27 protein-coding genes, 1 tRNA gene and 1 pseudogene are annotated in these 24,452 nt (G+C 66.9%); 13 read left to right on the forward strand and 16 right to left on the reverse strand.

Features of this window, described 5'->3' with window-relative positions; all coding sequences use genetic code 11:
- On the reverse strand, positions 1 to 593 hold a 593-nt coding region (locus tag ACFHYQ_RS18665; protein WP_394302442.1), incomplete at its 3' end, for a cytochrome b/b6 domain-containing protein.
- Between the two features lie 121 nt (positions 594 to 714).
- Between ACFHYQ_RS18665 and ACFHYQ_RS18670 the strand changes: the two genes are divergently transcribed.
- Together ACFHYQ_RS18670 and ACFHYQ_RS18675 are read left to right on the forward strand one after the other, a co-directional pair.
- Positions 715 to 885: a hypothetical protein gene (locus ACFHYQ_RS18670; RefSeq protein ID WP_394302443.1), complete on the forward strand. Its 171-nt coding sequence runs from the start codon at positions 715 to 717 to the stop codon at positions 883 to 885.
- Between the two features lie 63 nt (positions 886 to 948).
- A complete protein-coding gene (locus ACFHYQ_RS18675) occupies positions 949 to 2,169 on the forward strand; it encodes an SDR family oxidoreductase (protein ID WP_394302444.1) in 1,221 nt (406 codons plus the stop codon).
- Positions 2,170 to 2,317: 148 nt separating this feature from the next.
- Here the strand turns inward: ACFHYQ_RS18675 and ACFHYQ_RS18680 are convergent, their stop codons facing one another.
- Together ACFHYQ_RS18680 and ACFHYQ_RS18685 are read right to left on the reverse strand one after the other, a co-directional pair.
- Positions 2,318 to 3,007 carry a rhodanese-like domain-containing protein gene (locus tag ACFHYQ_RS18680; RefSeq protein WP_394302445.1) on the reverse strand — a complete coding sequence of 230 codons (690 nt, stop codon included), beginning with the start codon at positions 3,005 to 3,007 and terminating at the stop codon, positions 2,318 to 2,320.
- 87 nt (positions 3,008 to 3,094) lie between these two features.
- Entirely contained in the window at positions 3,095 to 3,808 is a 714-nt protein-coding gene (locus ACFHYQ_RS18685) for a DUF2267 domain-containing protein (protein ID WP_394302446.1), read from the reverse strand.
- 160 nt (positions 3,809 to 3,968) lie between these two features.
- On the opposite strand from ACFHYQ_RS18685, the gene ACFHYQ_RS18690 reads away from it, so the two are divergent.
- Complete coding sequence (locus ACFHYQ_RS18690; protein WP_394302447.1) at positions 3,969 to 4,748, forward strand: DUF427 domain-containing protein; 780 nt, start codon at positions 3,969 to 3,971, stop codon at positions 4,746 to 4,748.
- 33 nt (positions 4,749 to 4,781) lie between these two features.
- On the opposite strand, the gene ACFHYQ_RS18695 is transcribed toward ACFHYQ_RS18690, so the two are convergent.
- Together ACFHYQ_RS18695 and ACFHYQ_RS18700 are read right to left on the reverse strand one after the other, a co-directional pair.
- Positions 4,782 to 5,378, reverse strand: coding sequence for a nucleotidyltransferase family protein (locus ACFHYQ_RS18695; protein ID WP_394302448.1), 597 nt, complete (start codon positions 5,376 to 5,378; stop codon positions 4,782 to 4,784).
- A gap of 92 nt (positions 5,379 to 5,470) precedes the next feature.
- Positions 5,471 to 6,052 (reverse strand): TetR/AcrR family transcriptional regulator, encoded by a 582-nt coding sequence (locus tag ACFHYQ_RS18700; protein WP_394302449.1) that lies wholly within the window; start codon positions 6,050 to 6,052, stop codon positions 5,471 to 5,473.
- 154 nt (positions 6,053 to 6,206) lie between these two features.
- Between ACFHYQ_RS18700 and ACFHYQ_RS18705 the strand changes: the two genes are divergently transcribed.
- Positions 6,207 to 6,860, forward strand: coding sequence for a class I SAM-dependent methyltransferase (locus tag ACFHYQ_RS18705; RefSeq protein WP_394302450.1), 654 nt, complete (start codon positions 6,207 to 6,209; stop codon positions 6,858 to 6,860).
- 397 nt (positions 6,861 to 7,257) lie between these two features.
- Positions 7,258 to 8,214: a nitroreductase/quinone reductase family protein gene (locus ACFHYQ_RS18710; protein ID WP_394302451.1), complete on the forward strand. Its 957-nt coding sequence runs from the start codon at positions 7,258 to 7,260 to the stop codon at positions 8,212 to 8,214.
- 140 nt (positions 8,215 to 8,354) lie between these two features.
- On the opposite strand, the gene ACFHYQ_RS18715 is transcribed toward ACFHYQ_RS18710, so the two are convergent.
- Positions 8,355 to 8,975 (reverse strand): phosphatase PAP2 family protein, encoded by a 621-nt coding sequence (locus ACFHYQ_RS18715; RefSeq protein WP_394302452.1) that lies wholly within the window; start codon positions 8,973 to 8,975, stop codon positions 8,355 to 8,357.
- Between the two features lie 169 nt (positions 8,976 to 9,144).
- On the opposite strand from ACFHYQ_RS18715, the gene ACFHYQ_RS18720 reads away from it, so the two are divergent.
- Positions 9,145 to 9,396 carry a ribbon-helix-helix domain-containing protein gene (locus ACFHYQ_RS18720; protein WP_204019094.1) on the forward strand — a complete coding sequence of 84 codons (252 nt, stop codon included), beginning with the start codon at positions 9,145 to 9,147 and terminating at the stop codon, positions 9,394 to 9,396.
- A complete protein-coding gene (locus ACFHYQ_RS18725; protein ID WP_204019095.1) occupies positions 9,380 to 9,814 on the forward strand; it encodes a PIN domain-containing protein in 435 nt (144 codons plus the stop codon). The genes ACFHYQ_RS18720 and ACFHYQ_RS18725 overlap by 17 nt, the downstream gene beginning before the upstream one ends.
- Before the next feature lie 44 nt (positions 9,815 to 9,858).
- Here the strand turns inward: ACFHYQ_RS18725 and ACFHYQ_RS18730 are convergent.
- The 8 genes and pseudogenes from ACFHYQ_RS18730 to ACFHYQ_RS18765 all read right to left on the reverse strand — a co-directional run.
- Positions 9,859 to 10,050, reverse strand: a pseudogene (locus tag ACFHYQ_RS18730) (mycothiol transferase); the annotation flags it as partial.
- Positions 10,051 to 10,071: 21 nt separating this feature from the next.
- Complete coding sequence (locus ACFHYQ_RS18735; RefSeq protein ID WP_394302453.1) at positions 10,072 to 12,396, reverse strand: heavy metal translocating P-type ATPase; 2,325 nt, start codon at positions 12,394 to 12,396, stop codon at positions 10,072 to 10,074.
- A gap of 29 nt (positions 12,397 to 12,425) precedes the next feature.
- Positions 12,426 to 13,418, reverse strand: a complete 993-nt coding sequence (locus tag ACFHYQ_RS18740) for a DUF8832 domain-containing protein (protein ID WP_394302454.1) — start codon at positions 13,416 to 13,418, stop codon at positions 12,426 to 12,428.
- The gene (locus ACFHYQ_RS18745) at positions 13,415 to 13,624 is read right to left on the reverse strand and encodes a heavy-metal-associated domain-containing protein (protein WP_394302455.1); all 210 of its coding nucleotides are present in this window, start codon (positions 13,622 to 13,624) and stop codon (positions 13,415 to 13,417) included. Before ACFHYQ_RS18745 ends, ACFHYQ_RS18740 begins: the two co-directional genes overlap by 4 nt.
- A 156-nt stretch (positions 13,625 to 13,780) precedes the next feature.
- Positions 13,781 to 15,070 carry an ArsB/NhaD family transporter gene (locus tag ACFHYQ_RS18750; RefSeq protein ID WP_394302456.1) on the reverse strand — a complete coding sequence of 430 codons (1,290 nt, stop codon included), beginning with the start codon at positions 15,068 to 15,070 and terminating at the stop codon, positions 13,781 to 13,783.
- Positions 15,067 to 15,510 (reverse strand): CBS domain-containing protein, encoded by a 444-nt coding sequence (locus tag ACFHYQ_RS18755; protein WP_394302457.1) that lies wholly within the window; start codon positions 15,508 to 15,510, stop codon positions 15,067 to 15,069. The genes ACFHYQ_RS18750 and ACFHYQ_RS18755 overlap by 4 nt, the downstream gene beginning before the upstream one ends.
- A gap of 154 nt (positions 15,511 to 15,664) precedes the next feature.
- Positions 15,665 to 16,054, reverse strand: coding sequence for an STAS domain-containing protein (locus ACFHYQ_RS18760; RefSeq protein WP_394302458.1), 390 nt, complete (start codon positions 16,052 to 16,054; stop codon positions 15,665 to 15,667).
- A 204-nt stretch (positions 16,055 to 16,258) separates the two neighbouring features.
- Positions 16,259 to 16,852, reverse strand: coding sequence for an ATP-binding protein (locus tag ACFHYQ_RS18765; RefSeq protein WP_394302459.1), 594 nt, complete (start codon positions 16,850 to 16,852; stop codon positions 16,259 to 16,261).
- A gap of 152 nt (positions 16,853 to 17,004) precedes the next feature.
- Between ACFHYQ_RS18765 and ACFHYQ_RS18770 the strand changes: the two genes are divergently transcribed.
- From ACFHYQ_RS18770 to ACFHYQ_RS18795, 6 genes are all read left to right on the forward strand, one after another.
- On the forward strand, positions 17,005 to 17,241 hold the full coding sequence (locus ACFHYQ_RS18770) for a DUF397 domain-containing protein (RefSeq protein WP_394302460.1): 237 nt from the start codon (positions 17,005 to 17,007) through the stop codon (positions 17,239 to 17,241).
- A 199-nt stretch (positions 17,242 to 17,440) separates the two neighbouring features.
- Positions 17,441 to 18,262, forward strand: a complete 822-nt coding sequence (locus ACFHYQ_RS18775; RefSeq protein WP_394302461.1) for a Sco1979 family transcriptional regulator — start codon at positions 17,441 to 17,443, stop codon at positions 18,260 to 18,262.
- Between the two features lie 173 nt (positions 18,263 to 18,435).
- Positions 18,436 to 18,810 carry an ATP-binding protein gene (locus ACFHYQ_RS18780; RefSeq protein ID WP_394302462.1) on the forward strand — a complete coding sequence of 125 codons (375 nt, stop codon included), beginning with the start codon at positions 18,436 to 18,438 and terminating at the stop codon, positions 18,808 to 18,810.
- Positions 18,811 to 19,114: 304 nt separating this feature from the next.
- Positions 19,115 to 19,234: a DLW-39 family protein gene (locus ACFHYQ_RS18785; protein WP_239090066.1), complete on the forward strand. Its 120-nt coding sequence runs from the start codon at positions 19,115 to 19,117 to the stop codon at positions 19,232 to 19,234.
- A gap of 15 nt (positions 19,235 to 19,249) precedes the next feature.
- Positions 19,250 to 19,984 carry an HAD-IA family hydrolase gene (locus ACFHYQ_RS18790; RefSeq protein ID WP_394302463.1) on the forward strand — a complete coding sequence of 245 codons (735 nt, stop codon included), beginning with the start codon at positions 19,250 to 19,252 and terminating at the stop codon, positions 19,982 to 19,984.
- A 156-nt stretch (positions 19,985 to 20,140) separates the two neighbouring features.
- Positions 20,141 to 20,213: transfer RNA gene (locus ACFHYQ_RS18795), tRNA-Ala, on the forward strand.
- 59 nt (positions 20,214 to 20,272) lie between these two features.
- Here the strand turns inward: ACFHYQ_RS18795 and ACFHYQ_RS18800 are convergent.
- Positions 20,273 to 21,340 (reverse strand): site-specific integrase, encoded by a 1,068-nt coding sequence (locus ACFHYQ_RS18800; protein ID WP_394302464.1) that lies wholly within the window; start codon positions 21,338 to 21,340, stop codon positions 20,273 to 20,275.
- 294 nt (positions 21,341 to 21,634) lie between these two features.
- Positions 21,635 to 24,244 carry a tetratricopeptide repeat protein gene (locus ACFHYQ_RS18805; RefSeq protein ID WP_394302465.1) on the reverse strand — a complete coding sequence of 870 codons (2,610 nt, stop codon included), beginning with the start codon at positions 24,242 to 24,244 and terminating at the stop codon, positions 21,635 to 21,637.
- Between the last annotated feature and the right edge of the window lie 208 nt (positions 24,245 to 24,452).

The following is a 24,452-nucleotide window of genomic DNA, read 5'->3' on the forward strand; positions in this document are numbered from 1 at the left end:
CGCGCCGCCTGCCGGCCGCCGAACATCCGCACGAACCACGGGAACCGCGCCTCGATCGCCGGTACCTGCACCAGTCCGGTGAGGATCTGGAACGGCGCCAGCAGGAAGATCACCGCGGCGTAGCTCAGCTTCTGCAGCGCGTCGAACGGCTCACCCGGAATCATCGGCGGCAGCCGGAACTCGGTGTAGGTCACGATGTCGCGCCATGCCTCAGGCAAGATGTCCCACGAGGTGGGGAGATAGCGGCGCCACTGGCCGGTGGCGAACAGCAGGACCCAGTACGAGATGCCGAGCAGGAGCCAGCCCATCACGGTGAAGAAGTGCCAGTGCCGGCCCATCCCGAGCTTCCTGTGGCCGGGCAGCGACACGATCGCGGAATACGACTCCTCCTCGTCCAGCGTGTCGTACAGCTTGTCCTTCGGCATGGTCTTGCGGGTGAACCTCGCCCACTCGGTCCCCGGCCTGCTGTGGTCGCGCCAGTAGAGCTTCGGGTGGGCGGCGAGGATCTCGATCCCGCTGCGGATGAGCAGGGTGACGAACAGCACGTTCAGCCAGTGCTCGATCCGCAGCCAGACCGGAAAGTCGTTCTGCATCGTGTGGTGGCCCTCCTGCGCAGACTCCCTTGTGCGGCTTCCACCAGCGGATCCGGCCAGTAGTGCTCTCTGGTTTGACCTGCCGATGCATGGGCAGTGCCCGCATCGAGAAGGGGAAACCATGGTTGAGGACAAGGAACTGCACGACCTGCGACGTCGCGCGCACGAGGCGGGCATCGAGGGCAACTCGAAGATGACCGCCGAGGAGCTCCGCAAGGCGCTCGGCGAGGTCGAGAAGGGCAAGGACCCGCAGGAGGCCAAGGCCCATGCGAAGCAGGCCTCCCACCGCTGAGTGCGGCACCCCACCTTCAGGTCGGCGGCATCGGACCCTGGCCGGACCCTGGTAGGCGATGTGATGGTGCTGAACTCGTTTTCAAAGTTCGTGGTCGTCGTCACCGGCGCGTCCAGCGGGATCGGACGCGCCACAGCGCTCGCGTTCGCGGATCAGGGCAGCGCCGTGGTGGTCGCGGCGCGGCGGAAAGAGCCACTGGACGAGTTGGTCGAGGAATGCCGGCAGCGGGGTACCACGGCGATCGCCGTGCCGACCGACGTCGTCGACGAGGAGGCCGTACGGCAACTCGCCCGCACGGCCGTCGATCGGTTGGGCCGGATCGACGTGTGGGTCAACAACGCCGCGGTGACGCTGTTCGCACGGATCGAGGACGCGCCGATGGACGCCTTCCGTCGCGTCATCGACACCAACCTGTTCGGGTACCTGCACGGTGCCCGGGCCGTACTCCCGATCTTCCGGGAACAGGGCAGCGGGGTGCTGATCAACGTCGGCTCGGTCATGTCGGTGCTGTCCCAGCCGTATGCCGCCGCCTACGTGCTGAGCAAGCACGCGGTCAGGGCGTTGTCGATGGCGCTGCGCCAGGAACTCGCCCTGGACGGAGGCCACGGCATCGACGTGTGCACGGTGATGCCGGCGACGATCGACACCCCGCTTTTCCAGCACGCGGGGAACTTCACCGGGCGGGCGGTCAGGGCGATGCCCCCGGTCCACCCGCCGAAGCAGGTCGCCCGCACCATCGTCAACCTGGCCCGCCTGCCCCGGCGCGAGGTGTACGTCGGCAACGCCGGCCGGTTCCAGGCCTACCAGGCCCGTCTCGCCCCCGGCCTGGTCGAGTCGATGCTCGCGACGCTGGCCGACCGGATGCACCTCGACCGCCTCCGGCCCGCGCCGCCCAGCCCGGGCAACCTGTTCACCCCGATGGCCGAGGGAACCGACACCACCGGCGGCTGGAGCGGCGGATTGTTGACCAGGCTTCGCCGGTCCGCCGAGATCGCCACCGCACTCGGCGTCGGCGCCGCCACCGCTCTGCCCCGGGCCGCGGCGGGCGCGTTCATCCTGGCGCTTCGCGGTCTCACCCGGTGGGCCTGGCAACCCGGGGATCCGGTACGGCCTGGCGTGCATGGCCCCTCCCCTTCGGGGTACGGCGCCGCCCAGGAAGCGAGGGGAAGTGGACCGCGACGACTGTGCGTGAGCCCGGCCGCCGAAGGCCGCGCCGCACGTACGGCACCGCGAGGAGGAGACCATGACCACGGGACCGCAGTACCCGACCTCGAGCCCGGGTGACCGGGACGAGGTGCAATCCCCTACACCGAGCCCATCGAGCGAGCCCATCGAGCAGGGCGGAGAAGAGGTGGAATCCCCATACACCCAGCGCAGCCGGCAAGGCCGGGAGCAGGCCCGGACGCCCACCCACCTCACCCCCACCTGTCAGCTATCCCAGATCGGGTTCGGACTCCTGGGAGCGCAGATCGCCGAGGCCGAACAGGCCCACCAGGGTGCCGTCGGCCTTGGTCACGACCACGTGCTGGAGTTCGGCCCGGTCCATGCGCTTGGTCAGCAGCGCCGCCCCCTCACTCGGACGCACCGTGGGAGCGTCGACGCGCATGGCGTCTTCGGCCGTGGCCGCCGAGTCGGCGCCCTCCAGTTCGGGTGCGCCGACGACCCCCTGGACGACGTCGTCTTCGTCGACCACCACAGCCAGCCCCGCCGGATCCGCGATGATCCTGTCGGCCACCTCCTCCAGCGGGTCGTCCAGGTAGGCGGTCACCGGATCACGCCGCATCCTCCGGACGACCAGGTCGGCGTTCCCCTCATAGGGCAGATCGGCGCTGAGCCAGTCCAGCTTGCCGGCGACGTAGTCGTACGCCTCCCCGAACCCCAGGCGTTCCAGCCGGTGCGCGGCACGCGAGCTCATGTCGCACAGCCAGTCATGGCAGTAGACGATGACCGGACGCGAGCGGTCCAGCCCGGCCGCCGACGTCGCCAACTCCGATAACGGCACGTTGACCGCGCCGGGCAGATGCGCCCACTCGTACTGCTCGGGCGGCAGGACCTCGATCAACTGCGCCTGCCGAGTGGCGTGAAGGTCCTGTACGGCCTCCCGGTCGATGACATGCACCATAGGTCAGCCGTACCCATCTCTCATCGAATATTCCTGGCACCGGCCACCGGTGCCGGCCCCCGCGGCCTGAGGGACCGGTCCCCTTGGTCACCCCAGCGGTCCGCCGATCCCGGGGCCGATCTCCGCGATCAGTTGATCGATGCGGTGGGCCAGCTCGACATCGAGCGCGGTGACAGCTGAGATGGAGGCCGTTTGAACGGTCAACTCCAGGCCGTCCGGCACCTGATGGACCTGCGGCTTGCGGCCGAAGGCCTCCCGGAGCCGGTCGAGCCCTGCTCGCAGCGCCTCGGTGTTGTCGGGAGGGAGGGAGATCGTTCGCCGTAGCGCCGTGCGGTCTCCGGTCCAGTCCGGCAACGTCGACAGCGCCCCGTCGAGCTCCTCCTGGACGAGCGGCGCGGTGCCGCCCGTCGGGCCGGTGACGCCGCCGCCGACGTTCGGCGGCTGGAAGATCCCGTGGAGCTCGCCCGACAGGTGCAGCTCTGCGACCAATTCGGGTTCCTGCTCTTTCAAGGTGGTCAGGACGGCCTGCGTGTGGAGGCGGGCCTGTTCGGGCGGGCGCCGTTCCAGGCGGGACACCTCGGTGACGAAGTCCGCCTCGGTCCGCTGCCGCGGCTCGTCTGTCAGGGGGAAGGCGCCGGGGATCTGCCCGGGAAGCACCTCCAGCAGGCGTCGGCGTTCGGGCTCGTCCAGGGTTCGGGCGAGAACGGCCAGCGTGGCATCCGCCGCGGTCCGCGCCGACTGCGAATCCAGCCCGGTCATTTCACTGATGGACGACAGCATTTCGCTGTAGTGGATGGTCATAGCGATTCACCCCAATGCCTCCCCCGTGCCCAGCTCGTCGGCGTCGACACGTGGATCGGGCACGCGCGCGGGTAGGGATTGCGAAACCGAAACCCCGACCATCGAGATGACCGGAAGCTCCAGGTAGCGGGTCGGAGGCCCGCGCGACGAAAGGCAGACCATGACGTTGACCATGGGCGGCGGGCCGCTGTCGACGACGCCTCCCGCCACCGTGAACTACGAGATCACCGGCCCGGAACACCGCCTGTTCTTCCAGGACTTCCCGCGCCGCGTCCGCGCCGTGCTCGGCGGAGAGGTGATCGTCGACACCGGCGAGGCCAAGCTGCTGCACGAAAGCGAGATGCTGCCCCAGCTGTACGTCCCGGAAAAGGGGCTGCGCACCGAACTGCTCCAGCCGAGCGAGCACACCACCACCTGCCCGTTCAAGGGGCAGGCCCGCTACTGGTCTGTTCGGGCGGGGGACCGGGTGGTCGACAACGCGGCATGGGCCTACGACGAGCTGTGGTGGATGCGCGGGTACGTCGCGATCGCCTGGGAGGCCATGGACGCCTGGTACGACGAGGCCGAGGTGGTCCACGGCCACCTCCGGGATCCGTACCACCGGGTGGACGTACGCGCCTCCAGCCGCCGCGTCCGGGTGCGCCTGGACGGCCAGATCATCGCCGACACCACGGCGCCGATGGTGCTGTCGGAGACCGGGCTGCCCAACCGCCTGTACATCGCGCAGAAGGACATCCGCATGGACGTTTTGGAAGCCAGCCCCACACGGACCTTCTGCCCCTACAAGGGTGAGGCCGCCTACTGGTCGCTCCGCCTGGGCGAGGAGCACCTGGACGACGTCGCCTGGTCCTATCCCGACCCCTTGGAGAACGCCCTGAAGGCGGCACGGCACCTGTGCTTCGCACACGAGCGGCTCACGATCGAGGAGCTCCTCGTATGACCATGGCGGCCTCCTGGATCCCCGCGCCCCGTTTCAGGGCCAGCCGACGGGTGGCGCCGGCGAGGTCGGTGTGATGATGCGGAGCCGTTCGAGCAGCGTGACGAACGTCGACGCGTACGGCGACGGCGCCACGATGGCGGCGACCCGGTCCCAGTCCACCTGCTCCCGCATCGCGCGGATCACCGGCAGCAGCGATCCGTAGTCACAGCTGTGCTCCGACAATGGCAGGATCCAGGAGACCACCAGGTCGGTGGCCTCGAGCACGGGAAGGCTGATCGCCGCGGTGGTGATCGGCTGTGCCCGCGCGATCAGCTCCTCGGTGACCGGCCGCTCGGCGATCGAGAAAATCATGTCGACGAGCACGCCCTCCCCGTTGTAAGCCTTGACCAGCCAGTCCTCTGGCGGCTTGACGATTTGGAAGCCGAGCCCGTCGAGGGCCTTGAGGGCGAGCGGGACGTCCTCCTCCACGAGCGCGAAGTCGACGTCGTGAAGCGACGGCGCGGCGCCTCTGGCATACCCGGCACAGCCTCCCGCCAGGGCGAACCGCACTCCCGCCTCCTTGAGACCGGCGCCGGCACGCTTCAGCGTCTCCAGGATGGCGTCGGTGACCGCATGATTGTGGCTACCCATTTATCACGTTTGCCCTCGCATGTCCGGCGTAAACAATCGTGACGAGTAGGCGATGGACGACAGTCGAGGCGGACCGAGACCTGCCCCACAGTTCAGGGCAGGTCGAACCGGCCCCCGCTTCTCCCCGCCGGCCCCGGGAGTTTGGTGTCCAGCAGAGCCCGCACGCCCGGGATGACGGTCGCACGGAACGCGGCATCCAACTCGGCCGGGGTGGCGGTGATCTCTCCGTCCACCCATGAGCGCACGAGCGCCGCGAACGCCCCGACGACGCAGGTCACCACGAGATCGAGTGAGGCCGAGGCACGTGCGCCGCGGCCGAGCAGCTCGTCGCGGATGACCTCGGCCAGCATCCGCTCCCCGTGCGCCATGACCACCCCGCCGCCGCCACGCCGCCCGACCAGGGCCCGCACCAGCCGGTGCCGCTCCCGCACGTGTTCCAACATCGGCAGGCTGAACGCGAACAGTTCCCCCTCGGCCGTCGGCGCCGGATGTATGAAGGCGAGCTCGTCCAGGAGGCCGAACAGCACCGTCTGCTTGTCCGCGAAGTGCGCGTAGAACGTCGAACGGCCCACATTGGCGCGGTCGATGATGTCGCTGACGGTCACCGCCTGGTAGCCACGCTCCAGGATCAGCTCCGTCAGCGCCTCCTGGATCGCCCGCCGGGTCCGCCGCACCCGTCGATCTCCTGTATTACCGGACAATTTCCCCGATCCTGTTCGATACGGCACAGCCGGGCAGAACTGGTTGTTGACCGGCATCGCCGACCCCTGCAGGCTAGCGTACAGATCATCCGTAAACGAACACTATGTTCAGTAAAGGGAGATAGCGATGGGACTGGGCAAGCTGCTGCACGATCATGCCGAGCATGCTGAGGAGGGCGGGACGATCGATCATCCCCGGGCCTACGATGTCTTCGCGTCCATCGGCTTCGCCGGCCGACGGCGAGAGGTCTTCACCCGCCTGGCAGCCTTGTCAGGCGTCCGCCCTGGTCACAGAATCCTCGACGTCGGCTGCGGCACCGGCTATCTGACCCGGATCCTGGCACCGGTCGTCGGTCCCGCCGGGCAGGTGACCGGCGTCGACCCGGCACAGCCGATGGTCGAGTACGCCCGCCGGCGTGCGCCCAAGAACTGCTTCTATCTGGTCGGTGACGGGCAGACGATGAATCTGCCCGATGAGTCGTTCGACGTGGTGGTCTCCAGCCTGGCGATCCACCACATGCCCGTCGACGCGCGAGGCAGTGCCGTACGGCAGATGTTCCGCGTGCTGCGGCCCGGTGGCCGCCTGCTGATCGCCGAATTCCGACCGCCCACCAATCCGCTGGCGGCCCGCCTGGTCGGCCTGCTGTCCGGCCCCGCGATGCGGCACAGCCCCCGCGAGTTGCTCGGCGACCTGATCCCCGCAGCGGGATTCCAGGTCGTGGACGACGGGACGCTCAAGCCCTTCTTCTACTACGTGCGCGCGGTACGGCCACAGGAGTGAGGCCCGCCTACGCGGACAGATCCTCCCTTGACGGGGGTGGTCGTCTCGGGTCTAATGACGGATTGTGTCGCGTGTCATCGAACAGGTGGACGTCGGTGGCATGGAGGCACCTTTACATCCGGGGAGTGCATTGTGAGTCCACACATCACGCGCCTCGTCTGACACCGCCTTAGGCTGCGTGGCCGTCTCGCCACGCTCTCGGCATCGTCGCTGCTTCCGTTGACGCTCACGCGTCCCCGGGCGCGCCTCCCGTGTTTCTGGTCGCCGCTTCTCGCGCGGATTTCCGTACGTCCGCATGCGGCGCATCGGCGCGCCCGCCACGAAGAGATCCAACAGAGCCGTCGAAGAGACCGTCAGGATCTCGCGTTCGAAACCGTGCGCCAAGGAGAAATCCGGCTTGTCACAGGCCCAGAACCAGCCCAAGGCCCAGCCTCAGAACCCGTACCTGCGGGCCGAACCGCACATCAGTGAGTTCAACCGTCCGATCGTCGAGGAGTTCCGCGCCAACGGCGGACGCGTCGGCGGGCCCTTCGAAGGGGGTGATCTGCTGCTGCTGACCACGGTGGGGGCGAAGTCAGGCCGGGAGCACACGACTCCCCTCGGTTACGTCCGTGAGGGTGACCGGCTGCTCGTCGTCGCCTCGGCCGGCGGCTCACCCCGCCACCCTGCCTGGTATCACAACCTGCTCGAACATCCCATGGTGGAGGTGGAGGTCGGCACCGAGACCTTCGGCGCGATCGCCGTCCCGGCGGAGGGCGCCGAGCGCGACCGGCTGTTCGAGGAGATCGTGCGGGTGGCGCCCGGCTACGCGGACTACCAGGTCGGCGTCGAGCGACGGCTGCCGGTGGTGGCGCTGGAGCGCTCCTTCACCGAGGCCGGTCCCGATGAGATCGCCAACCTCGCCGACAAACTCGTCGAGATCCATCGGTGGCTGCGTGACCAGCTGCGCCGCGTCCGGGCCGAGGCGGATGCGTACTTCGCCGAGAGGGAGGCCGGTGATGTCCGTCCGGTCGGCCTCAACCTCCAGCTCAGGCAGCACTGCCTGGCCTTCTGCGAGTCCCTTCACTTCCACCACACGGGTGAGGACGCGCAGCTGCTGCCCGAGATGGAGCGGCGGCATCCGCACCTGCGTGAGGCGATCGGGCGACTGCGCGCCGAGCATCGCACCGTGGACCGGATCCGGGGCGAGCTCGAGAGACTGCTGGCCGACGTGACCACCGCCGACCCCGACCGGTTCCGGGCCGAGCTGGACCGGATGACCGGCGAGTTGGAGGCGCACCTGGACTTCGAGGAGGAGACGCTCATCCCCGTCCTCGCCGCCATCCCCTTCCCGCCGGAGCCGCCCGGCGTCTGAACCACTCCCCAGGTCTGGGCGCTCAGGTAAAGGGGCGGGCCGCGAGGGCGGGATGCGTGAGAACGGGGGTCTGTCCCCCGACGCGCCGGCGGCGGCCCGTCCCCCTGGACCGCGGCCGGTCGCGTCGAGGATGCGTGTCGTCAGGTCGGCTGGGCCGTACCGCGTTGATCGATGCTCGCGAAGATCAGTGGGTGGAGGGCGGTATGGGCGAGGCGGGCGGCGAACGATGCCGTGATCCCGTGCAGGGCCACCACGACGAGCAGGCCCAGTGCCGCCCCGGTGAGCAGACCGGCCGCCACGTCCAACGGGTAGTGCACGCCGACATAGACGCGGCCGAACGCCATCAGCACGGCCAGCACGGCGGCCAGCACGCCCAGTTTGCGGTCCAGGAGGAACAGCCCGGCGGCGAAGGCCCCGGCGATGACGCTGTGGTCGCTGGGCATCGAGAAATCATGGCCGCAGCGGAGCAGCACCAACGCGTGGTGGACCGCGTTGCATGGGCGGGCCCGTGAGATGAGAGGCGAGATCAGTTCCTGGTTAACCTCGAGGGCGACCACAGTGGACAGACCGGTGAGGACCGTGGTCGCGACCGCGCCAGGCGGGTAGAAGCGCTGCCGGGCTCGCCACCACCCGATGAGCAGGAGCAGCGTGAGCGCGGTCAGCCCACCCCACCAGGCGTAGGCGGACATGGCGCCCTGAAGCCAAGGGGTGGACCGGGCAAATCCGTTGATCTTGAGGTATATCGTCGTATCGACGTCCATGGTTATTGGATTTCCCGCCGTAGCTTCCGGTCTCGCCCCGCCGCGGGCTTCGGGTCGGTCAGGAACTCCTCGAGGTAGGTGCGCCGGGTGATGACGCCGAGGGGTGGGTCGATCGGCATGCGCCGGCCCGTTCCTGACTGTATTTAGGTGCGTGTGTTAGCGTTGGTACATGTCGATGAAGAGGACGAACGTCTACGCCGATCCCGAAGACCTCGCTCTCATCAAGGAAGCCGCCCGACGTCGGGGTGTTTCCGAGGCGGAAATCATCCGTGAGGGGATCCATCTGGCCGCCATGGCGAATCGGGTGTGGGACGAGCCCTTGGAGTGGCCGACTTTCAAGGGAGGTGGCAAGCCGGTCGGCGGTGACGAGGTCACGGCTGTGATCGCCGGAGAGGTTGGGGCCGATGATTGTCATCGGTGACACCTCCGGCATCATCGCCGCGTCTGATGAGGACGCGGCTGAGAGCATCGATTGTCAGCGTGTGCTTCGCGAGGCTGGAACCGTCGTCATCTCTCCCCTGGTGTTGGCAGAAGTCGACCATTTGGCGAAGGCCCGTTTCGGATCAGCGGCGAGGACGCAGATCATCGCGTTCCTCCTTGCCAATGCTCGCCAACTGCGATTTCAGATCCCCGAGCTGACCACGGAGATCCTCGAATCGGCCACGGCGGTGCGGCGACGCTACGACAGTCTGGACTTGGACCTCGCTGACGCGGTGAATGTCGTCTTGGCCGCGGACTACCGTACAGACGCGGTCCTCACTCTCGATCGCCGTGATTTCCGGGTGATCCGGCCCCTCACACCCCACAAGGCGTACCGGCTGTTGCCCGACGATATGTGAGCACGCCCGGTGTGGGTCCCGGGCATGCCCACATCGATGGCGCGTCAGCCCATGGTCTTCTGACCATCGATGGCCTCTCGGAGGATGTCGGCATGCCCAGCGTGCTGGGCGGTCTCCGCGATGATGTGCAGCAGCACCCGGCGCACCGACCAGCTCGCCCCGGGTTCGAACCACGGGGCTTCCGGCAGCGGATGAGCGGCGTCCAGGTCAAAGGTGCGCACCAGTTCGTCGGTGCGCCCGGCGACCTGGTGGGGGAGTCACCTGAACCGGCGCAGCCGGAGGCTGTTGCTGACCACGAAGACGCTGGAGAACGCCATCGCGGCACCGGCGATCATCGGGTTGAGCAGTCCGGCGGCGGCCAGCGGCAGCGCGGCCACGTTGTAGGCGAACGCCCAGAACAGGTTCCCCTTGATCGTCCGTAGCGTGCGGCGAGACAGCCGGATCGCGTCCGCCGCCACCCGCAGGTCACCGCGGACCAGGGTGAGGTCGGCGGCTTGGATCGCGACATCGGTTCCGGTGCCCATGGCCAGCCCGAGATCGGCCTGCGCGAGCGCCGCCGCGTCGTTGATCCCGTCACCGACCATGGCGACCTTCCTGCCCTCGGCCTGTAGCCGCTTGACCACGTCGACCTTGCCGGCGGGCAGCACTTCGGCGATCACCTCGTCGATCCCGACCTCGGCGGCCACCGACCTCGCGGCGGCCTCGTTGTCGCCGGTGAGCAGCACCGGGGTCAGCCCCTGCGCGCGCAGCAACCTGATCGCCTCGGCGCTGGTCGGCTTGACGGTGTCGGCGACCACGAGGATCGCGCGTGCCGCGCCGTCCCAGCCGACCGCGACAGCCGTACGGCCGGCCTCCTGGGCGGCCCGCAGCGCACGCTCCAGGTCGGCGGGCAGGTGCTGGGACCACTCGGCGAGCAGCCGGGGCCGCCCGACCAGCACGGCGTGGCCGTCGACCACACCCTGCACGCCCAGGCCCTCGACGTTGGCGAAGTCCTCCGGTGCGGGCAGGTCTCCCACCCGCTTGGCCGCCGCGCGGGCGATCGCCCTGGCGATCGGGTGTTCGGAGGCGTGCTCCAGCGCGCCGGCCAGGCGCAGCACCTCCTTCTCCGCCACGCCTTCGGCGGTGACGACCTCGACCAGCTTCATCTTGCCCTCGGTGACCGTGCCGGTCTTGTCCAGCACGACCGTGTCGATGCCGTGGGTGGACTCCAGCGCCTCCGGGCCCTTGATGAGGATGCCGAGCTGGGCGCCGCGACCGGTGCCGACCAGCAGTGCGGTCGGCGTGGCCAGTCCGAGTGCGCAGGGGCACGCGATGATCAGTACGGCTACCGCCGCGGTGAAGGCCGCCCCCGCGCCCTGACCGGTGCCGAGCCAGAAGCCCAGCGTGCCGACGGCCAGCGCGATCACGATGGGCACGAAGATCCCGGAGATCCGGTCGGCGAGGCGCTGCACCTGTGCCTTGCCGGTCTGGGCCTCCTCCACGAGGCGGGCCATCTGGGCGAGCTGGGTGTCGGCCCCCACCCGGGTCGCGCGGACCACCAGCCGTCCCCCGGCGTTGACCGTGGCTCCGGTCACCTGGTCGCCGGGCCGTACCTCCACCGGGACCGACTCGCCGGTCAGCATGGAGGCGTCGACCGCGGACGTCCCCTCCTCGACGGCTCCGTCGGTGGCGATCTTCTCGCCGGGCCGTACGACGAACCGGTCTCCCACCGCGAGCCGATCGGTCGGGATCCTGACCTCCCGGCCGTCGCGCAGCACGGCGACCTCCTTGGCGCCCAGCTGCAGCAGGGCCCGCAGCGCGGCGCCGGCGCGGCGCTTGGAGCGGGCCTCGAAGTAGCGCCCGGCAAGGATGAACGCCGTCACTCCGGCGGCGGCCTCCAGGTAGATGTTGCCCGAGCCGTCGGTGCGTTCGATCGTCAGCGCGAACGGGTGGGTCATGCCCGGCGTGCCCGCGGTGCCGAAGAACAGCGCCCACAGCGACCAGCCCAGCGCGGCGATCGTGCCGAGCGAGACGAGCGTGTCCATGGTGGCCGTGCCGTGCCGCAGGTTGGTCCACGCGGCCCGGTGGAACGGCAGGCCGGCGTAGACCACGACGGGGGCGGCGAGCGTGAGCGACAGCCACTGCCAGTTCGTGAACTGCAGCGCCGGGATCATCGCCATCGCGATCACCGGTACGGCGAGCGCCACGGCGGTGATCAGCCGGTTGCGCAGCGGCCCGAGCTCGTCGTCCCGGTCGGCTCCGTCCTCCTGCCCGGATCGGGGGATCGGCGGCGCCTCAGCCGTACGGACCTCGGCCGCGACCGTCTCATCCGGCCTGGCTTTCTCGGGCAGCTTGGCCCGGTAACCGGCCTTCTCCACCTCGGCGACGAGCAGCGCGGGGTCCAGGCCCCCGGGATAGCTGACCTTCGCCTTCTCCGTGGCGTAGTTGACCGTGGCGGTCACGCCCTCCAGCTTGTTCAGCTTGCGCTCGATCCGGTTGGCGCATGAGGCGCAGGTCATGCCGCTGATCGAGAGTTCGACCGTGCCGTCGGCGGGGCCCGTGCCACCGGACCCCGAAGGCCTGCCATCGGTGATGGAAGCCATCACCACTCCTTTCTCGCGTCGTCCCTGCGTCAGTGGCCGTGGCCGTCGGAATCGTGGGCGCCGGAATCGTGGCTCCCGGAGCCCTGCTCCGCGTGGACGGTGAAGGCGGCCGTGTGCACGGTCCCCTCGTGCTTGAAGTCCAGGAACAGACGGTAGCCGCCGGGGCTCGGCGCCTTCGCGTGGAACGCGACTCGCGAGGCGGCCGCGTCGTCTCCGGCGGCCGGCGCCGTACCCTCCGGGTGCACGTGAAGGTAGGCGAGGTCACCCGCGCGCAGCGCGACCAGGTGGCCGAAGGCGCCCAGGTAGGGCTGCAGATCGGTGACGGGCCTGCCGTCCCTGCTCACCTCGAAGTCGAGCGTACCCGCCTCGCCTGAGGCGAGGGTCCCGGTCATCGTGACCGTGTAGCCGTCGACCGTGGCCGTACGGCTCGGCTCGGGCAGCGCCCGCGGTGTCTGATCGCCCGGTGCGAACAGGTCGACGCCGAGCGTCAGTCCGGCCGCTCCCTCCGGGGCGAAGTCGGCGAACGCCCGGTACGCCCCGGGGCGGGGCAGCGTCAGCTTGACCGACCAGATCCCGTCGCCGGCCTCGGCGGGGTGCAGGTGCCGGAACTCACCGAGATCACGCGAGACGACGATCAGGTGCAGCTTCTTCTCGTGCTGGACCTGATAGGCGGTGAGCGGGGAGCCGTCCGGCCCGGTGACGGTGAACCGGAAGTCGACCGGCTCGCCCGGCGTGAGCACGGTGGTTTCGGGGACGAGGGTGTAACCGTTCTGGGACACCTGCAGACCTCCTGGCAGGTCGGCCGCCGCGGGGGTGTCGGCGGCCGTTTGAGCTTGTGTGACGTGGGCGTCGTCGGTGGGGGTGGCGCCATGACCCTTGGGGGACAGGTTTGCGGGGGTCGCATGAGTCACCACCGGGTCGGTGATCGCGTCACCCGCCGCGCTGCCGACGCCCAGGGCCGCGGCGAAGATCACGGTCAGCCCGAGGCCGTACGCGCCCAGCTTCACAAGGGCCTCGTTCATTGGTTCACCACTTCGTAGCCGGCCTCCCGGACGGCGGCCTCGACCGCCGCGTCATCGGCCGGGCCCTCGCCGGCGACCTCCATCAGGCCGGTCTCCAACTCGACCTTCACCCCGGTGACACCGGGGACGGCCTCGACCTCCTCGGTCACCGAGCGGACGCAGTGGCCGCAGGTCATGCCCTTGATGGTGTAGGTGCTGGTAGCCATCTCAATTACTCCTCTTTGTCCGGAAAATTCAGGGTTTAACCCGGCGATGCCCACCCTAACACCCTACCCCCCTAGGGTATTCCGAGGGATGGGAGTCCGGATGGTTTTCCGGACTCTCGGCAGCTCTCCGAACCCTCGGGCCTTTCGGAGGAGCGCTCAGAGGAGGTAGCGCAGCCAGAGGTACGGCACGGCCAGCGCGACGGTGACCAGGGTGACCACCAGGCCGTACTTGGTGAACTGCCAGAAGCTGATCCGCGCGCCGTTGCGCTCGGCGAGGCCGAGGATGACGACGTTGGCCGAGGCGCCGATGGCCGTGGCGTTCCCGCCGAGGTCGGCGCCGAGCGCGAGCGCCCACCACAGCACCTGTGCTCCCCCGTCGGGGAACTGGTGCACGAGGTCGGACACGATCGGGCTCATCGTCGCGACGTAGGGGATGTTGTCCACGATCGCGGACAGGGCCGCCGAGGCCCAGAGCAGGACCATGGTCGTGACACCGAGGTCGCCCCCGGTGGCCTCGGCGGCGGCGGCGGAGAGGCGGCCGATGATCCCCGTCTCCACCAGTGCGCCGACCATGACGAAGAGCCCCGCGAAGAACACCAGCGTGGGCCACTCGACCTCGCGGATGGCGTCCTGGGTCGTCACCTTGGTCACCAGCACCAGCAGTCCGGCGCCGAGCAGCGCCACGATCGACGGCTCGTAGTGCAGCACGGGATGCAGCAGGAAGGCGGCGATCACCAGGCCGAGCACGGCCAGGCTCTGGACGAGCATGACCCGGTCCTCGATGGCCGCCTTCTCGTCGAGTTTCATGATCTCGGCGGCCCGGCCGGGGTCGTACCGGAACGCCTTGCGGAACAGCACCCGGCACAGCCCGATGAAGACCGCCATCAGCACGACGACCAGCGGCGCGAGATGGACGAGGAAGTCGTTGAAGGTCAGGCCGGCCCGGCTGGCGATGATGATGTTCGGGGGATCGCCGACGAGCGTCGCCGTACCACCGATGTTGGACGCCAGGGCCTCGGCGATGAGGAAGGGCGCGACGGGCAGGGCCAGCCGCTCGCACACGAGGAACGTGACCGGGGCGATCAGCAGCACGGTCGTGACGTTGTCAAGCAGCGCCGACGCCACCGCGGTGATCACGAGCAGCAGCACCATGAGCCGGAAGGGCCGCCCCCTGGCGCGTTTGGCCGCCCAGATCGCGAGGTATTCGAACACGCCGGTCTGCCGGAGCACTCCGACGATCACCATCATGCCGAGCAGCAGGAAGATGACGTTCCAGTCCACGCCCGAGTGCTCGGAGAAGAAAGCCGACTTGGCGTCGGTCGCGTGGATGAGCAGCAGGATCCCGCCGCCGACCAGCGCGGCCTTGGTCCGGTGCACCTTCTCGCTGGCGATGAGGATGTACGTGGCGACGAAAACGGCCGCCGCCACCCATGCGGTCAGCGTCATGCGCCGACCAACCGGCTCATCAACGCGTTGAGCGTGACCGCGCCCAGCAGTCGGCCGGCGTCGACGACGGCGACGAGCGGGCTGCGGGTACGCGCCATCAGCGCCGCGACCTCCAGCACCGTGGCGTCCGGATCGGTCACCGGGAGTTCGCGCGGCCGGTCGGGCAGGGCCCGGCGGACGGTGAGGCCGCCGAGGGCGCGTAGGAACTCGTCTGCGTGCGCCTCGTCGATCACCCGGGCCAGCGCGGGGTCGTCCTGGCAGTAGTGCGGCACGGCCAGGCGGAGCACCTGGGTGCCGGGGAGGATCGTGAACGGCCTCCCCAGCTCGTCGAGCACGATCAGCCCGGGCAGGTCCCGCTCGACCATGAGGTGCGCCGCCTCGACGACCGGGGCGTCCACAGCGATGGTGGGAATCTGGGCGACGAGATCACGGGCGCGCATGGTTCACCTGCCCGTGGCATACGGTTGTGCGGGTCACTTTTCGCCTTTTCGACAGTTTCGACACTAAGGACAGAGCTGTTCGCCGACCAGGCTTCCCGGCACACCTGGCTTCACCCTATCGGCCCCCGGTGGTCCGGCGAGACCGGGGCTCGGGTCATCGGCACTCGCTGCCGTCCAGAAGCCGCAGCAGGCGCTCCAGGTACGGCGGCACGTTGCGCAGCCGCACACCTTCCCCGCCCGGGCCCCCGCCCGGGCCCGACTGCCTGAGGCTGGGATGGAGCAACGCGCGGAGCCCCGACAGGTCGATGAAGCGCAGTTCCGCGGCGTCGACGACGATCCCGCGATCGGGATCGCGCACCCGGGCCAGTGCCGAGGCCAGCGCGGCGCTGTTGGAGACGTCGACCTCTCCGCTCAGCACGACCGATGAATCAAGGGGCGACCAGGTGACGTGCAGGTGCCGGTCCGTGTAGAGAACGACCTGTCGAGGGTCGCCGCGTTCCGGGTTCCCGCCGATGTCGGCGGGCGGGCTCGCAGGCGGCGTCACGGCTCCCTCACGCGACCCGATCTCGCGTGGAGAGGGAGATCCCGGTGCGGCGGTGAATGTCGATCCTCGTCACAGCCCTACCTTTCTGAGGGGCAGGATCAGATCAGTAATGCCGAGAGTGGAGTGGAGGCAGATGCGTGTCAATGGCTGGGTGCCATGATGTCGCGCACGTATCCGATCACGTCGGCCGATGAGATGGGGCCCTCAGGTGAGGTCGCGCGGCGTGATGCTCTCCATCCGGGCCTTCCCGCTGGTGAAGCCCGCCCAGACGGCCTTTCCCCGGGGGCGGATCGGCGACCAGCCCCACATCTCACTCACCCCCGCCACGACCTGCAGCCCACGGCCGGTCTCCGCCACGTAATCCGGCTCACGCAGGAGCGGAGGTTCGTCGCTGGGATCGGTGACCACGCAGAGCAGCGCGCGGTGCGAGCCGAACAGCAGCAGCCGAACCGGGCAGGGCGGGACGATCGGTCGGCTGAGCCCATGCCGTACCGCGTTGGTCACCAGTTCGCACACCGCGAGCGCCGCGTCGTCGGCGACCTCCGACATCGACCAGCCGCGTAGAACGGTCGCTGTGAAGTGCCGTGCCGTACGGGCGGCCAGGATCTCACGGTTGAACTCCTGCCCGGCGACCCGTAGCGAGTCGTACCGTTCGGCCTCGGAAGGCTGGTCCTCCAGCGGAAGCCAAGGCCATCGGGTTCCGCGAGGAAAGACCTGCTCAAGGATGGTTTGCCACAGTTTCCAGCCGTCGTTATCGGCTTCTGCGAGGGAAGCGCTGTCTGCCCGATAACCAGTCATTGAGAGCCCTACGAGGTTGCTGTCGGAGATGTGGCTGGATGACTCAGTTAGTCATACTGCTCCCATTGGTGTCAGTGTGCAAGTACGGATGCACGTGCAACCGCACAAACTTTTTGTAACTTGACTGTGTCCACGACGAAGCGAGGCGTTGGATGACCGCGAGCGACAACGGAATGCCCTCCGCCCGGCCGGGGAAACCCGACTGGCGGAAGAGCCGTCACAGCAATCCCAACGGCAACTGCGTGGAACTCGCCGTGCTGCCCGATGGCCGGGTGGGGATGCGCAACTCCCGTTACCCGGCCGGACCGGTGCTTGTTTACGGCATACCGGACATAGGGAGCTTCATCCGGGCGGCCAAGGAGGGTGAGTTCGATGACCTCATCCGTTGATTTGCCAGACACTGGTCCAGTGGCCTGGGAAAACAATTGACAGCTTGCGTGACGGAACGTTCGGGGTATCGTGAACCGGGCCTCTGTGACCGGTGCTCGTAAGGACCTGACCATGATCGCCGCCTCGCCAGAAGGTGCGTCTCCCCTCCCGAACCCCCTGCCCACACAGCAAAGTCAGAGCCCCACCGTCCTGCGGATCATGCTGGGTTCTCAGCTGCGGCGCCTGCGGGAGCGCAGCCACATCACGCTCGAAGAGGCGGGGCGGGCGATCCGCGCATCCCATTCCAAGATCAGCCGGATGGAGCTCGGCCGCGTCGGCTTCCGCATCCGGGACGTCGCCGACCTCCTCACGTTGTACGGCGTACGCGACAGCGGTGAGCGGGACGCGCTGCTGTCGCTGGTCCCCCGGGCGAAGGCCCCCGGCTGGTGGCACAACTACGACGACGTGCTGCCATCGTGGTTCGAGACGTACGTCGGCCTGGAGGAGGCCGCCGGCGGCATACGGAACTACGAGGTCCAGTTCGTTCCCGGGCTGCTGCAGACCGAGGAATACGCCCAGGCGGTGGTACGGCTCGGCAACGCCGACGCGACGGCCGAGGACGTCGAGCGGCGAGTGCGCCTGCGCATGCTGCGGCAGGCGGTGCTGACGCGGCCGGATCCGCCTCATCTGTGGGCCGTTGTGGACGAGGCCGTCGTGCGCCGTCCGCTCGGCGGCCGGGCCGTGATGCGCGCCCAACTCGAGCACCTGCTGGAGTCGGTCGAGTTGCCCAATGTGACGCTCCAGGTCGTGCCGTTCCTCGCGGGCGGCCTCGCGGCGGCGGGCGGGCCGTTCAGCATCCTCCGCTTCGCGGAGGCGTCCCTGCCCGACGTCGTCTACCTGGAACAGCTCACCAGCGCTGTGTACCTGGACAAGCGGGAAGACGTCGACCGCTACCTGCTGGTCATGGACCGGCTGTGCGTCGCGGCCAAGTCGGCTTCCGAGACCAAGGACATGCTGCGCCGGCTCGTCGCCGAGCTCTGACCATCAGCTGTCGTGTTCGGTCATCTGAGATAAGTCGTACCGGAATGTGACGTAAGCGGTACGAGGCAATATGTGTCAGGCGCGAATCTCCGGTAAGTGAACTACTGACCATAAAGGGCGCACCGAGGGAAACCGAGGGGCGGTGGGGGACATTGCCGGGCAGCCTGCTCAGTTTGGAGTTCGACCAGGACTCAGTCACCCGGGTGCGACATCTCGTCGCCAGATCCGCGCGGGACGCAGGCCTGGCCGGCATCACGTTGGAGGACTTCGTCCTGGCGGTGCACGAGGCGGTCACCAATGCGGTCAGGTACGGCATACCACCCCGCGGTATGGCCTTGTGGCGGGAGCCGGAAGCGCTCGTCTGTGAGATCACGGACAGCGGACCGGGAATCCCCCCCGAGGTCTTCCAGCGGGTCGAGCCGGTCAAGCGGTTCGACTACGGGGGACGTGGGTTGTGGCTGATGGACCTCCTGGCCGACCTCGACGTCAGGGGTGGAGCCGACGGAACGATCATCCGGCTGTCCGTTCCGGTTGATCGTTTCCGCTGACAGCGGAGCTTGGGTCGCCCTCCTAGATCTGGCCTGAATCTGGTCGGCAAACGCATTTGCCCTGCTCTGGGATGCTCTGGGGTGAGGATTAACGCCGGTACGACCTGGGCATTTCTGATCTCATCGACCCGAAGTGTGAGTCGTATGGCATGCCCAGCGGGCTACCCGTGACCGGCACATTCAGTTCACCCGATTACCGCGCAATCCGGGTCAGTGGCCGATCACTTGCTAGGCTGCAGGGAGCCGAAGAACCGGGGCGTTGTCTCACCCGGCAGGTGAGACCGTTGAGAAGTGGGGTCACACCGTGAAGAAGCTGCTTGTCCTCGTGCTGGTCGCGGTCGGCGGGTTGCTGGTCTGGCGTAAGGTCCAGGCCGACCGCGCCGAGCTCGACCTGTGGACCGAGGCGACCGGTAGCGAGAACTGACCATCTGGATGGGGCGTGATCGTGGCGGAAGGCGCGGGAATTCCACCCGTGAAGCTGGCCTGCCTCGACCTGGCGGGAACCACGATCGGTGACATCAGCATGGTGGAAAGGGCGTTCGCCGAGGCGATCGCCACGCAGGGCATCGTTCCCGGGACCAGTGCATATGCACGGGCGATGGTGCACGTGCACAGGTCTCGGGGATGTCCCAAGCTCGAGGTGTTCCGCGGGATCTTCCCCGACAACGAGGTGCAGGCTCAGGCGGCGAACCTGACGTTCGAGCGGTCCTACGAGGGCGCCCTCGAACGGACCGGGCTCGTTCCCCTGCCCGGCGCAGTCGAGGCGCTTGAGAAGCTGCGCGACGCGGGAGTGAAGATCGCCCTGATCACCGGCTTCAGCCGGTCCACCCTCGGCCGGGTGCTGAGCGCCCTCGGCTGGACCGACAAGCTGGACCTGGCCCTGTGCCCGGAGGACGCCGGGCGCGGACGGCCCTACCCCGACATGGTTCTCACGGCACTGCTGCGCTGCGGCATCGACGACGTACGGCACGTGGCCGTGGCCGGCGACTCGGAGAGTGACATGCTGTGCGGGCGCCGCGCGGGCGCGTCGATCGTCGCCGGAGTGCTCAGCGGCGTGCACAGCCGGGAACGCCTCCTGGGCGGCGGCGCCACCCACATCCTCGACTCCATCGCCGACTTCCCCTCCCTGGCCCTCGGCACCGACGCCGTCGCCGGGGTAACCACCGCGGGGTAGCCACTCCCGCTGCTCGCCGACACCGCCACTTCCGTCCCGCCGATGGTGAGGACACGGGGTATCGAGTGGCGCCAGGCCGTACGCTGTTGCTACGGTGTACGAGCCGGACGGCTTCGCGATCTATCGGTTTTCTCAGGTCGCAGGTGCGTTCCCCTAGGGGCCTTAGCTCAGCTGGCAGAGCGCCTGCTTTGCAAGCAGGAAGTCAGGGGTTCGAATCCCCTAGGCTCCACCTCGCAAAACACCGCCTCCCTGATCTTGGGAAGCGGTGTCCGGGCCATTAACGGGCCATTAGCTCTCAGCACTGCTCTCCTTCTTGCCGTTGGCCGCCTTCCGGTCGGCCTCCACACGAGCGCTCAGCGCGTCGGCGATTCTCTGGTCGGCGTCGCGTGTGGCGTGCTGATAGATCAGCGCCGCTCGGTCGCTGTCGTGACCCATCCGGGCCTTGAGGTCGGCGAGGCTCGCACCCGACTGCGCGGCGAGCGTGTTCCCCATGTGCCGCAGGTCGTGGAAGTGCAGACCCTTGACGCCCATCTCCTTGAGCGCTTCCGCCCACTTGGCCTCGCGCCGGAAGTTGCCACCGCGCAGGTAACCGGCCCGCTTGCCGAGAAAGACGAACGCCTCGTCGGCCTGGTCGACGAACTCGGCCAGGTGCTCGGTCAGCGCGGGGACGATCGCCGAGGGGATGCTGACGGTGCGCTTGCCGGCCCGCGACTTGGGCGGCGCGAGCACCATGTCTCCGCCATCCAGCTCGATGAGCTGTTCCCGCACTCGTACCGTCCGCGCCTTGAGGTCGATGTCCGACCGCCGCAACGCTATGACCTCACCCCATCGCAGGCTGGCGAACGTGGTCAGCAGGATCAGCGCCCGGAAGCGCCGGTCGGCCATCTTGTCGGCCAGCTCGAAGACCTGGGCGACGGTGAGAATGGGCCGCTCCGGCGTCTGCTCGTTGTCCGCGCCCTTGATGCGGCAGGGGTTCCGGCTGAGCAGCTTGTCCTCTTCGACGGCCGTCATCAGCACGGCCCGCAGCAGGCGGTACGCCTTGGCCGCGGTGGACACCGAGACGCCGTTGTCGATGAGCTTCGCCCGCCACGACCGGATCATCTGCGTCGTCAGCTTGCCCACGGCCACGCCGCCCAGGCCAGGGACGATCTGCCGGTCAAGCAGCCAGGTGTACAGCTCGACCGTCTTGGGCCGCAGGCCCGGTCGCTCCTTGATCCACGTCCGGGCATAGTCGCCGAGCAGGACTTTCCCGCGATCGGGGTCCGTCCACTCCCCTGAGATCATCTGCGCTTCGATCAGGGTCAGCGCGCGATCTGCTTCGGTCCGCGTGGCGTAGGTGATTGGGCCGGTATGCAAGAGTCGCGTCTAATCCACGACATGTTTGGCATGCCAGAGTCGAATCTGCCGAGTTGGTCTTATAGGAATCAAGGGCGGCGCTACGCGCCGCCTCGCGGCCCATCGCCCGCTCGGCGGCCGGGCATGCGGCCTGGGGGCCGGTCCCGGCCGCCAGCGGCTCAGGCCGCTTACACTGATACTCGCTCTACCTCAACAGCATGCGCCGTTGCTTACAGTAGCGTTTGCCGTAAATCGCTTGCACGCATCCCGCCCCTTATTCAGTGTGGGAGGGTCAGTACGGGCGTCGTTGCCGACCTAGGAAATCAAGTCAGGATCTATGCCCTCAACCCGTACCCTCTCGACGAGTAGTGCGAGGGGGTGAAAACCGCCAGCTTCATAAGCAGTAGCGGATAGCATATATAAGTGATCGGCGCCAGTAGAGTCGCCAGATTTCTTGCACCAGTTAGCCTGCTCCACCAAGGCTTCACCCTCAAGGCGTTTGTCCTCAAATTTCCTAGCAGTACTCAGCGCTACTGCTAGGTGAGGCTTCGCTTCGGATATGCTACCGCTGCGCGTTAGGGCTCGCCCTAGCCCAAGATGCGCCACAGCGGAACCATGGGCGTCATGCGCCTTATCATAAAAATTTGCTGCGGCCTTGAAGGCTTCTATTGCCTCACTAAGACGGCCGACGGCTGTGAGAACGATCCCAAGATTCGCGTATCCAGACCCGGTATTACGATTGTCGCGTGAGGCGTGGTGCAGCGGGAGCGCACGCTGGAGTGAATCGATCGCTAGATCATATTGGCGAGCCTCGCGGTATCTCATGCCCAGGTTGGTCAGTGCCGCAGCAATGGCGTGAGGCTCACCCACCTTCATCGCAAGAGCGACTGCCCTCTTCAAGGTCGGAATTGCAGCCTTGGGTCCATTTAGGTGCTGTTGCACAGCGCTCAGGCTGATCAGGACACTAGCTTCGTGATCTGGGTAGTTGCGTCGTTCGGCAATAGCCGAGGCCTTGACCAGGATCTGTCGGGCTTCCAAGAAGCGATTCGCGGCCGTGAGCGCTATACCCAAGTTGTTGAGTGCCCCCACTTGGCGTTCGACGTCCTTGATGAGTTTTGCGGCCTTGACCGCTTGTTCGCAGACATAGACCGCCCGCTCTGCCTGACGGGATTGACCAAGGTATTGGACTGAATTCATCGCTATGACGTAAGCATGCTCAGCGCCTTCATGTCCTAGTGCAATGCCTCGCTCGATCAACTCGACCAATGTGCTCAGCTCTTGATCGAACCATGTAACAGCGGCGCCCACACTTGTGAACGCTGTGCCTCTTGGGACTTCTACGCTGTCTGGCTGCAACTGCCATTTCGCGTTCCCTGTGCGTTCTGCCAGCATCTCCAAGAGTGAGAGCGTTCTAATACTTTTATCCTCAGCCCCCATCGCCTCCAATTGCTCTTCGGCAAAGGCGTAGACTAGGTCATGCATACGCCATCTGCCCGGCGCCTCTGTAGCCTCAATTAAAAGGCTCTCGGCAAGCCTTCGGATATTGATACGAGCAGCCCTTTCGTCGGTTCTCCAGACAGTAGCAGCCGAACTCAATGCAAATTCAGGACTAGGTATCGTCGCTAGAAATGCGAAATCCTCCCGTAGATCGTGAGGGAGTCGTGCGTATGAGGTGACCAGCGCGGCCCTAACAGCAAGATCACCTAAGTGGAGAACATCGAGTCTCGAGCGGCGTGTTGCGAGCTCGACATTAAGGTCAGCTACTGCTAGATGCGCATCTTCGGCAAGGATGCCGACCGCAATCTTAAGCGCCAGTGGCAGATGCCCACATAAATCTGCGAGCTTTAGGAAGTCTTCCTCGACCGGCTCAACTGTGCGCACCGTCCTCTTTTTCGAAAGGGTGTCGTGAATTAGATCTACCGACTCGCCCGGAGTAAGTTCTGATAGTATAAAGTGATGTGCTTCTAGGAAATGACTCAGCTTTTCCCGGGAAGTGATGATTACTCGATGCGTACTGGATGAAGGGATGAGGTCGATCACCTGAGATGCATCGGCGACATTATCGAGAAGGATGAGAACGGGCTTTCCTTCCCGGGCGAGCGCACCGAGATGCGCGTGATACAGGGCAGCTTGTGGGCCATCGCGGTCCGGAATGTCGACAGGGCTTATACCCAGTGCAAGCAGCAGCGTACGGTATGCATCGCGGGCCCGCCCCCTCCTGCCAGCTGCGGCGAATCCGTGCATGTCGATAGCAAGGACCCCTCCGGAGAATTCATCGCTGGCTTCACGTGCAACGGCCCTAGCTAGGGTAGTTTTTCCTGTTCCAGCTATACCGGAAATGACAATGCAAGAGCTGGTGGAGCTGCGAAGTGCCTGTTGAACGGTCCTGTACGAGTCTTGGCGGCCAATCATGTTTGGACTATGATGTAAGTTTTCGTCGAGGTGTTCTGCAATCAACGGCCGACTTGCTCGATCCCAAGTCGCACAGAAATCGATCGCTTCGGCAACGAAGTCTTTGACGGTGGAGCGAGTTAGCTCGTACCTTGTAGTCTTTTCCACCTTGATTGATGAATCCAAAGAAGCGCCTGCCAGATGGTCGCTGATATTAATCCAGTAGGCGCGTTCTTCATCGATATCGAAGACTATCCCGAAGATAGGGACGTTGCAGCCTCGCCAAAACTCCAGATGGTCTCCCACTGGAATTCGATAGCCGTCTTTCCTTTTGTAGCTTGGGCCGCTCTTAACCTGTATCAGTATGAGGTCGCCAGTCCGTGACTGATCGGCAACGAGGTTGACATACAGGTCTTCTCCGTAGTCGTTAGATGAACCTGTTTCTTGTACGATTTGGTCAACCGCCTCGAGGAGCGTCCGCACATAATTTATGCCAGCTCGCTCGGTTGCACGTGTTGCCTTTATGTTTCTCATGCCGCTCCCTGGCCAGCCTACTCATCCAGCCCCAGTGCTATCTTCTACCAGCATCAAACCCGTTATCTGTTCTGTTGACGAACCCACGCGCTAGGCGACCACCCTGAGGCCAGTCTGAGGGCATTGACAGCTCTCCGTCCTCCTCGTTGCTTGAGTGTCCCAGCCGTGCCCGCCGCGTCAAGGGCGCCTACGGCGTCGCTTCGCGATC

The sequence above is a fragment of the Sphaerimonospora cavernae genome (assembly GCF_042435035.1).
Taxonomy (GTDB): Bacteria; Actinomycetota; Actinomycetes; order Streptosporangiales; family Streptosporangiaceae; genus Sphaerimonospora; species Sphaerimonospora cavernae.

Coding starts and splice junctions, on each gene's coding strand:
- ACFHYQ_RS18670 (WP_394302443.1), top strand. CDS start 715: ATGGTTGAGGACAAGGAACTGCACGACCTGCGACGTCGCGCGCACGAG.
- ACFHYQ_RS18675 (WP_394302444.1), top strand. CDS start 949: ATGGTGCTGAACTCGTTTTCAAAGTTCGTGGTCGTCGTCACCGGCGCG.
- ACFHYQ_RS18680 (WP_394302445.1), bottom strand. CDS start 3,007: ATGGTGCATGTCATCGACCGGGAGGCCGTACAGGACCTTCACGCCACT.
- ACFHYQ_RS18685 (WP_394302446.1), bottom strand. CDS start 3,808: ATGACCATCCACTACAGCGAAATGCTGTCGTCCATCAGTGAAATGACC.
- ACFHYQ_RS18690 (WP_394302447.1), top strand. CDS start 3,969: ATGACGTTGACCATGGGCGGCGGGCCGCTGTCGACGACGCCTCCCGCC.
- ACFHYQ_RS18695 (WP_394302448.1), bottom strand. CDS start 5,378: ATGGGTAGCCACAATCATGCGGTCACCGACGCCATCCTGGAGACGCTG.
- ACFHYQ_RS18705 (WP_394302450.1), top strand. CDS start 6,207: ATGGGACTGGGCAAGCTGCTGCACGATCATGCCGAGCATGCTGAGGAG.
- ACFHYQ_RS18715 (WP_394302452.1), bottom strand. CDS start 8,975: ATGGACGTCGATACGACGATATACCTCAAGATCAACGGATTTGCCCGG.
- ACFHYQ_RS18720 (WP_204019094.1), top strand. CDS start 9,145: ATGTCGATGAAGAGGACGAACGTCTACGCCGATCCCGAAGACCTCGCT.
- ACFHYQ_RS18725 (WP_204019095.1), top strand. CDS start 9,380: ATGATTGTCATCGGTGACACCTCCGGCATCATCGCCGCGTCTGATGAG.
- ACFHYQ_RS18735 (WP_394302453.1), bottom strand. CDS start 12,396: ATGGCTTCCATCACCGATGGCAGGCCTTCGGGGTCCGGTGGCACGGGC.
- ACFHYQ_RS18740 (WP_394302454.1), bottom strand. CDS start 13,418: ATGAACGAGGCCCTTGTGAAGCTGGGCGCGTACGGCCTCGGGCTGACC.
- ACFHYQ_RS18745 (WP_394302455.1), bottom strand. CDS start 13,624: ATGGCTACCAGCACCTACACCATCAAGGGCATGACCTGCGGCCACTGC.
- ACFHYQ_RS18750 (WP_394302456.1), bottom strand. CDS start 15,070: ATGACGCTGACCGCATGGGTGGCGGCGGCCGTTTTCGTCGCCACGTAC.
- ACFHYQ_RS18755 (WP_394302457.1), bottom strand. CDS start 15,510: ATGCGCGCCCGTGATCTCGTCGCCCAGATTCCCACCATCGCTGTGGAC.
- ACFHYQ_RS18765 (WP_394302459.1), bottom strand. CDS start 16,852: ATGACTGGTTATCGGGCAGACAGCGCTTCCCTCGCAGAAGCCGATAAC.
- ACFHYQ_RS18770 (WP_394302460.1), top strand. CDS start 17,005: ATGACCGCGAGCGACAACGGAATGCCCTCCGCCCGGCCGGGGAAACCC.
- ACFHYQ_RS18775 (WP_394302461.1), top strand. CDS start 17,441: ATGCTGGGTTCTCAGCTGCGGCGCCTGCGGGAGCGCAGCCACATCACG.
- ACFHYQ_RS18805 (WP_394302465.1), bottom strand. CDS start 24,244: ATGAGAAACATAAAGGCAACACGTGCAACCGAGCGAGCTGGCATAAAT.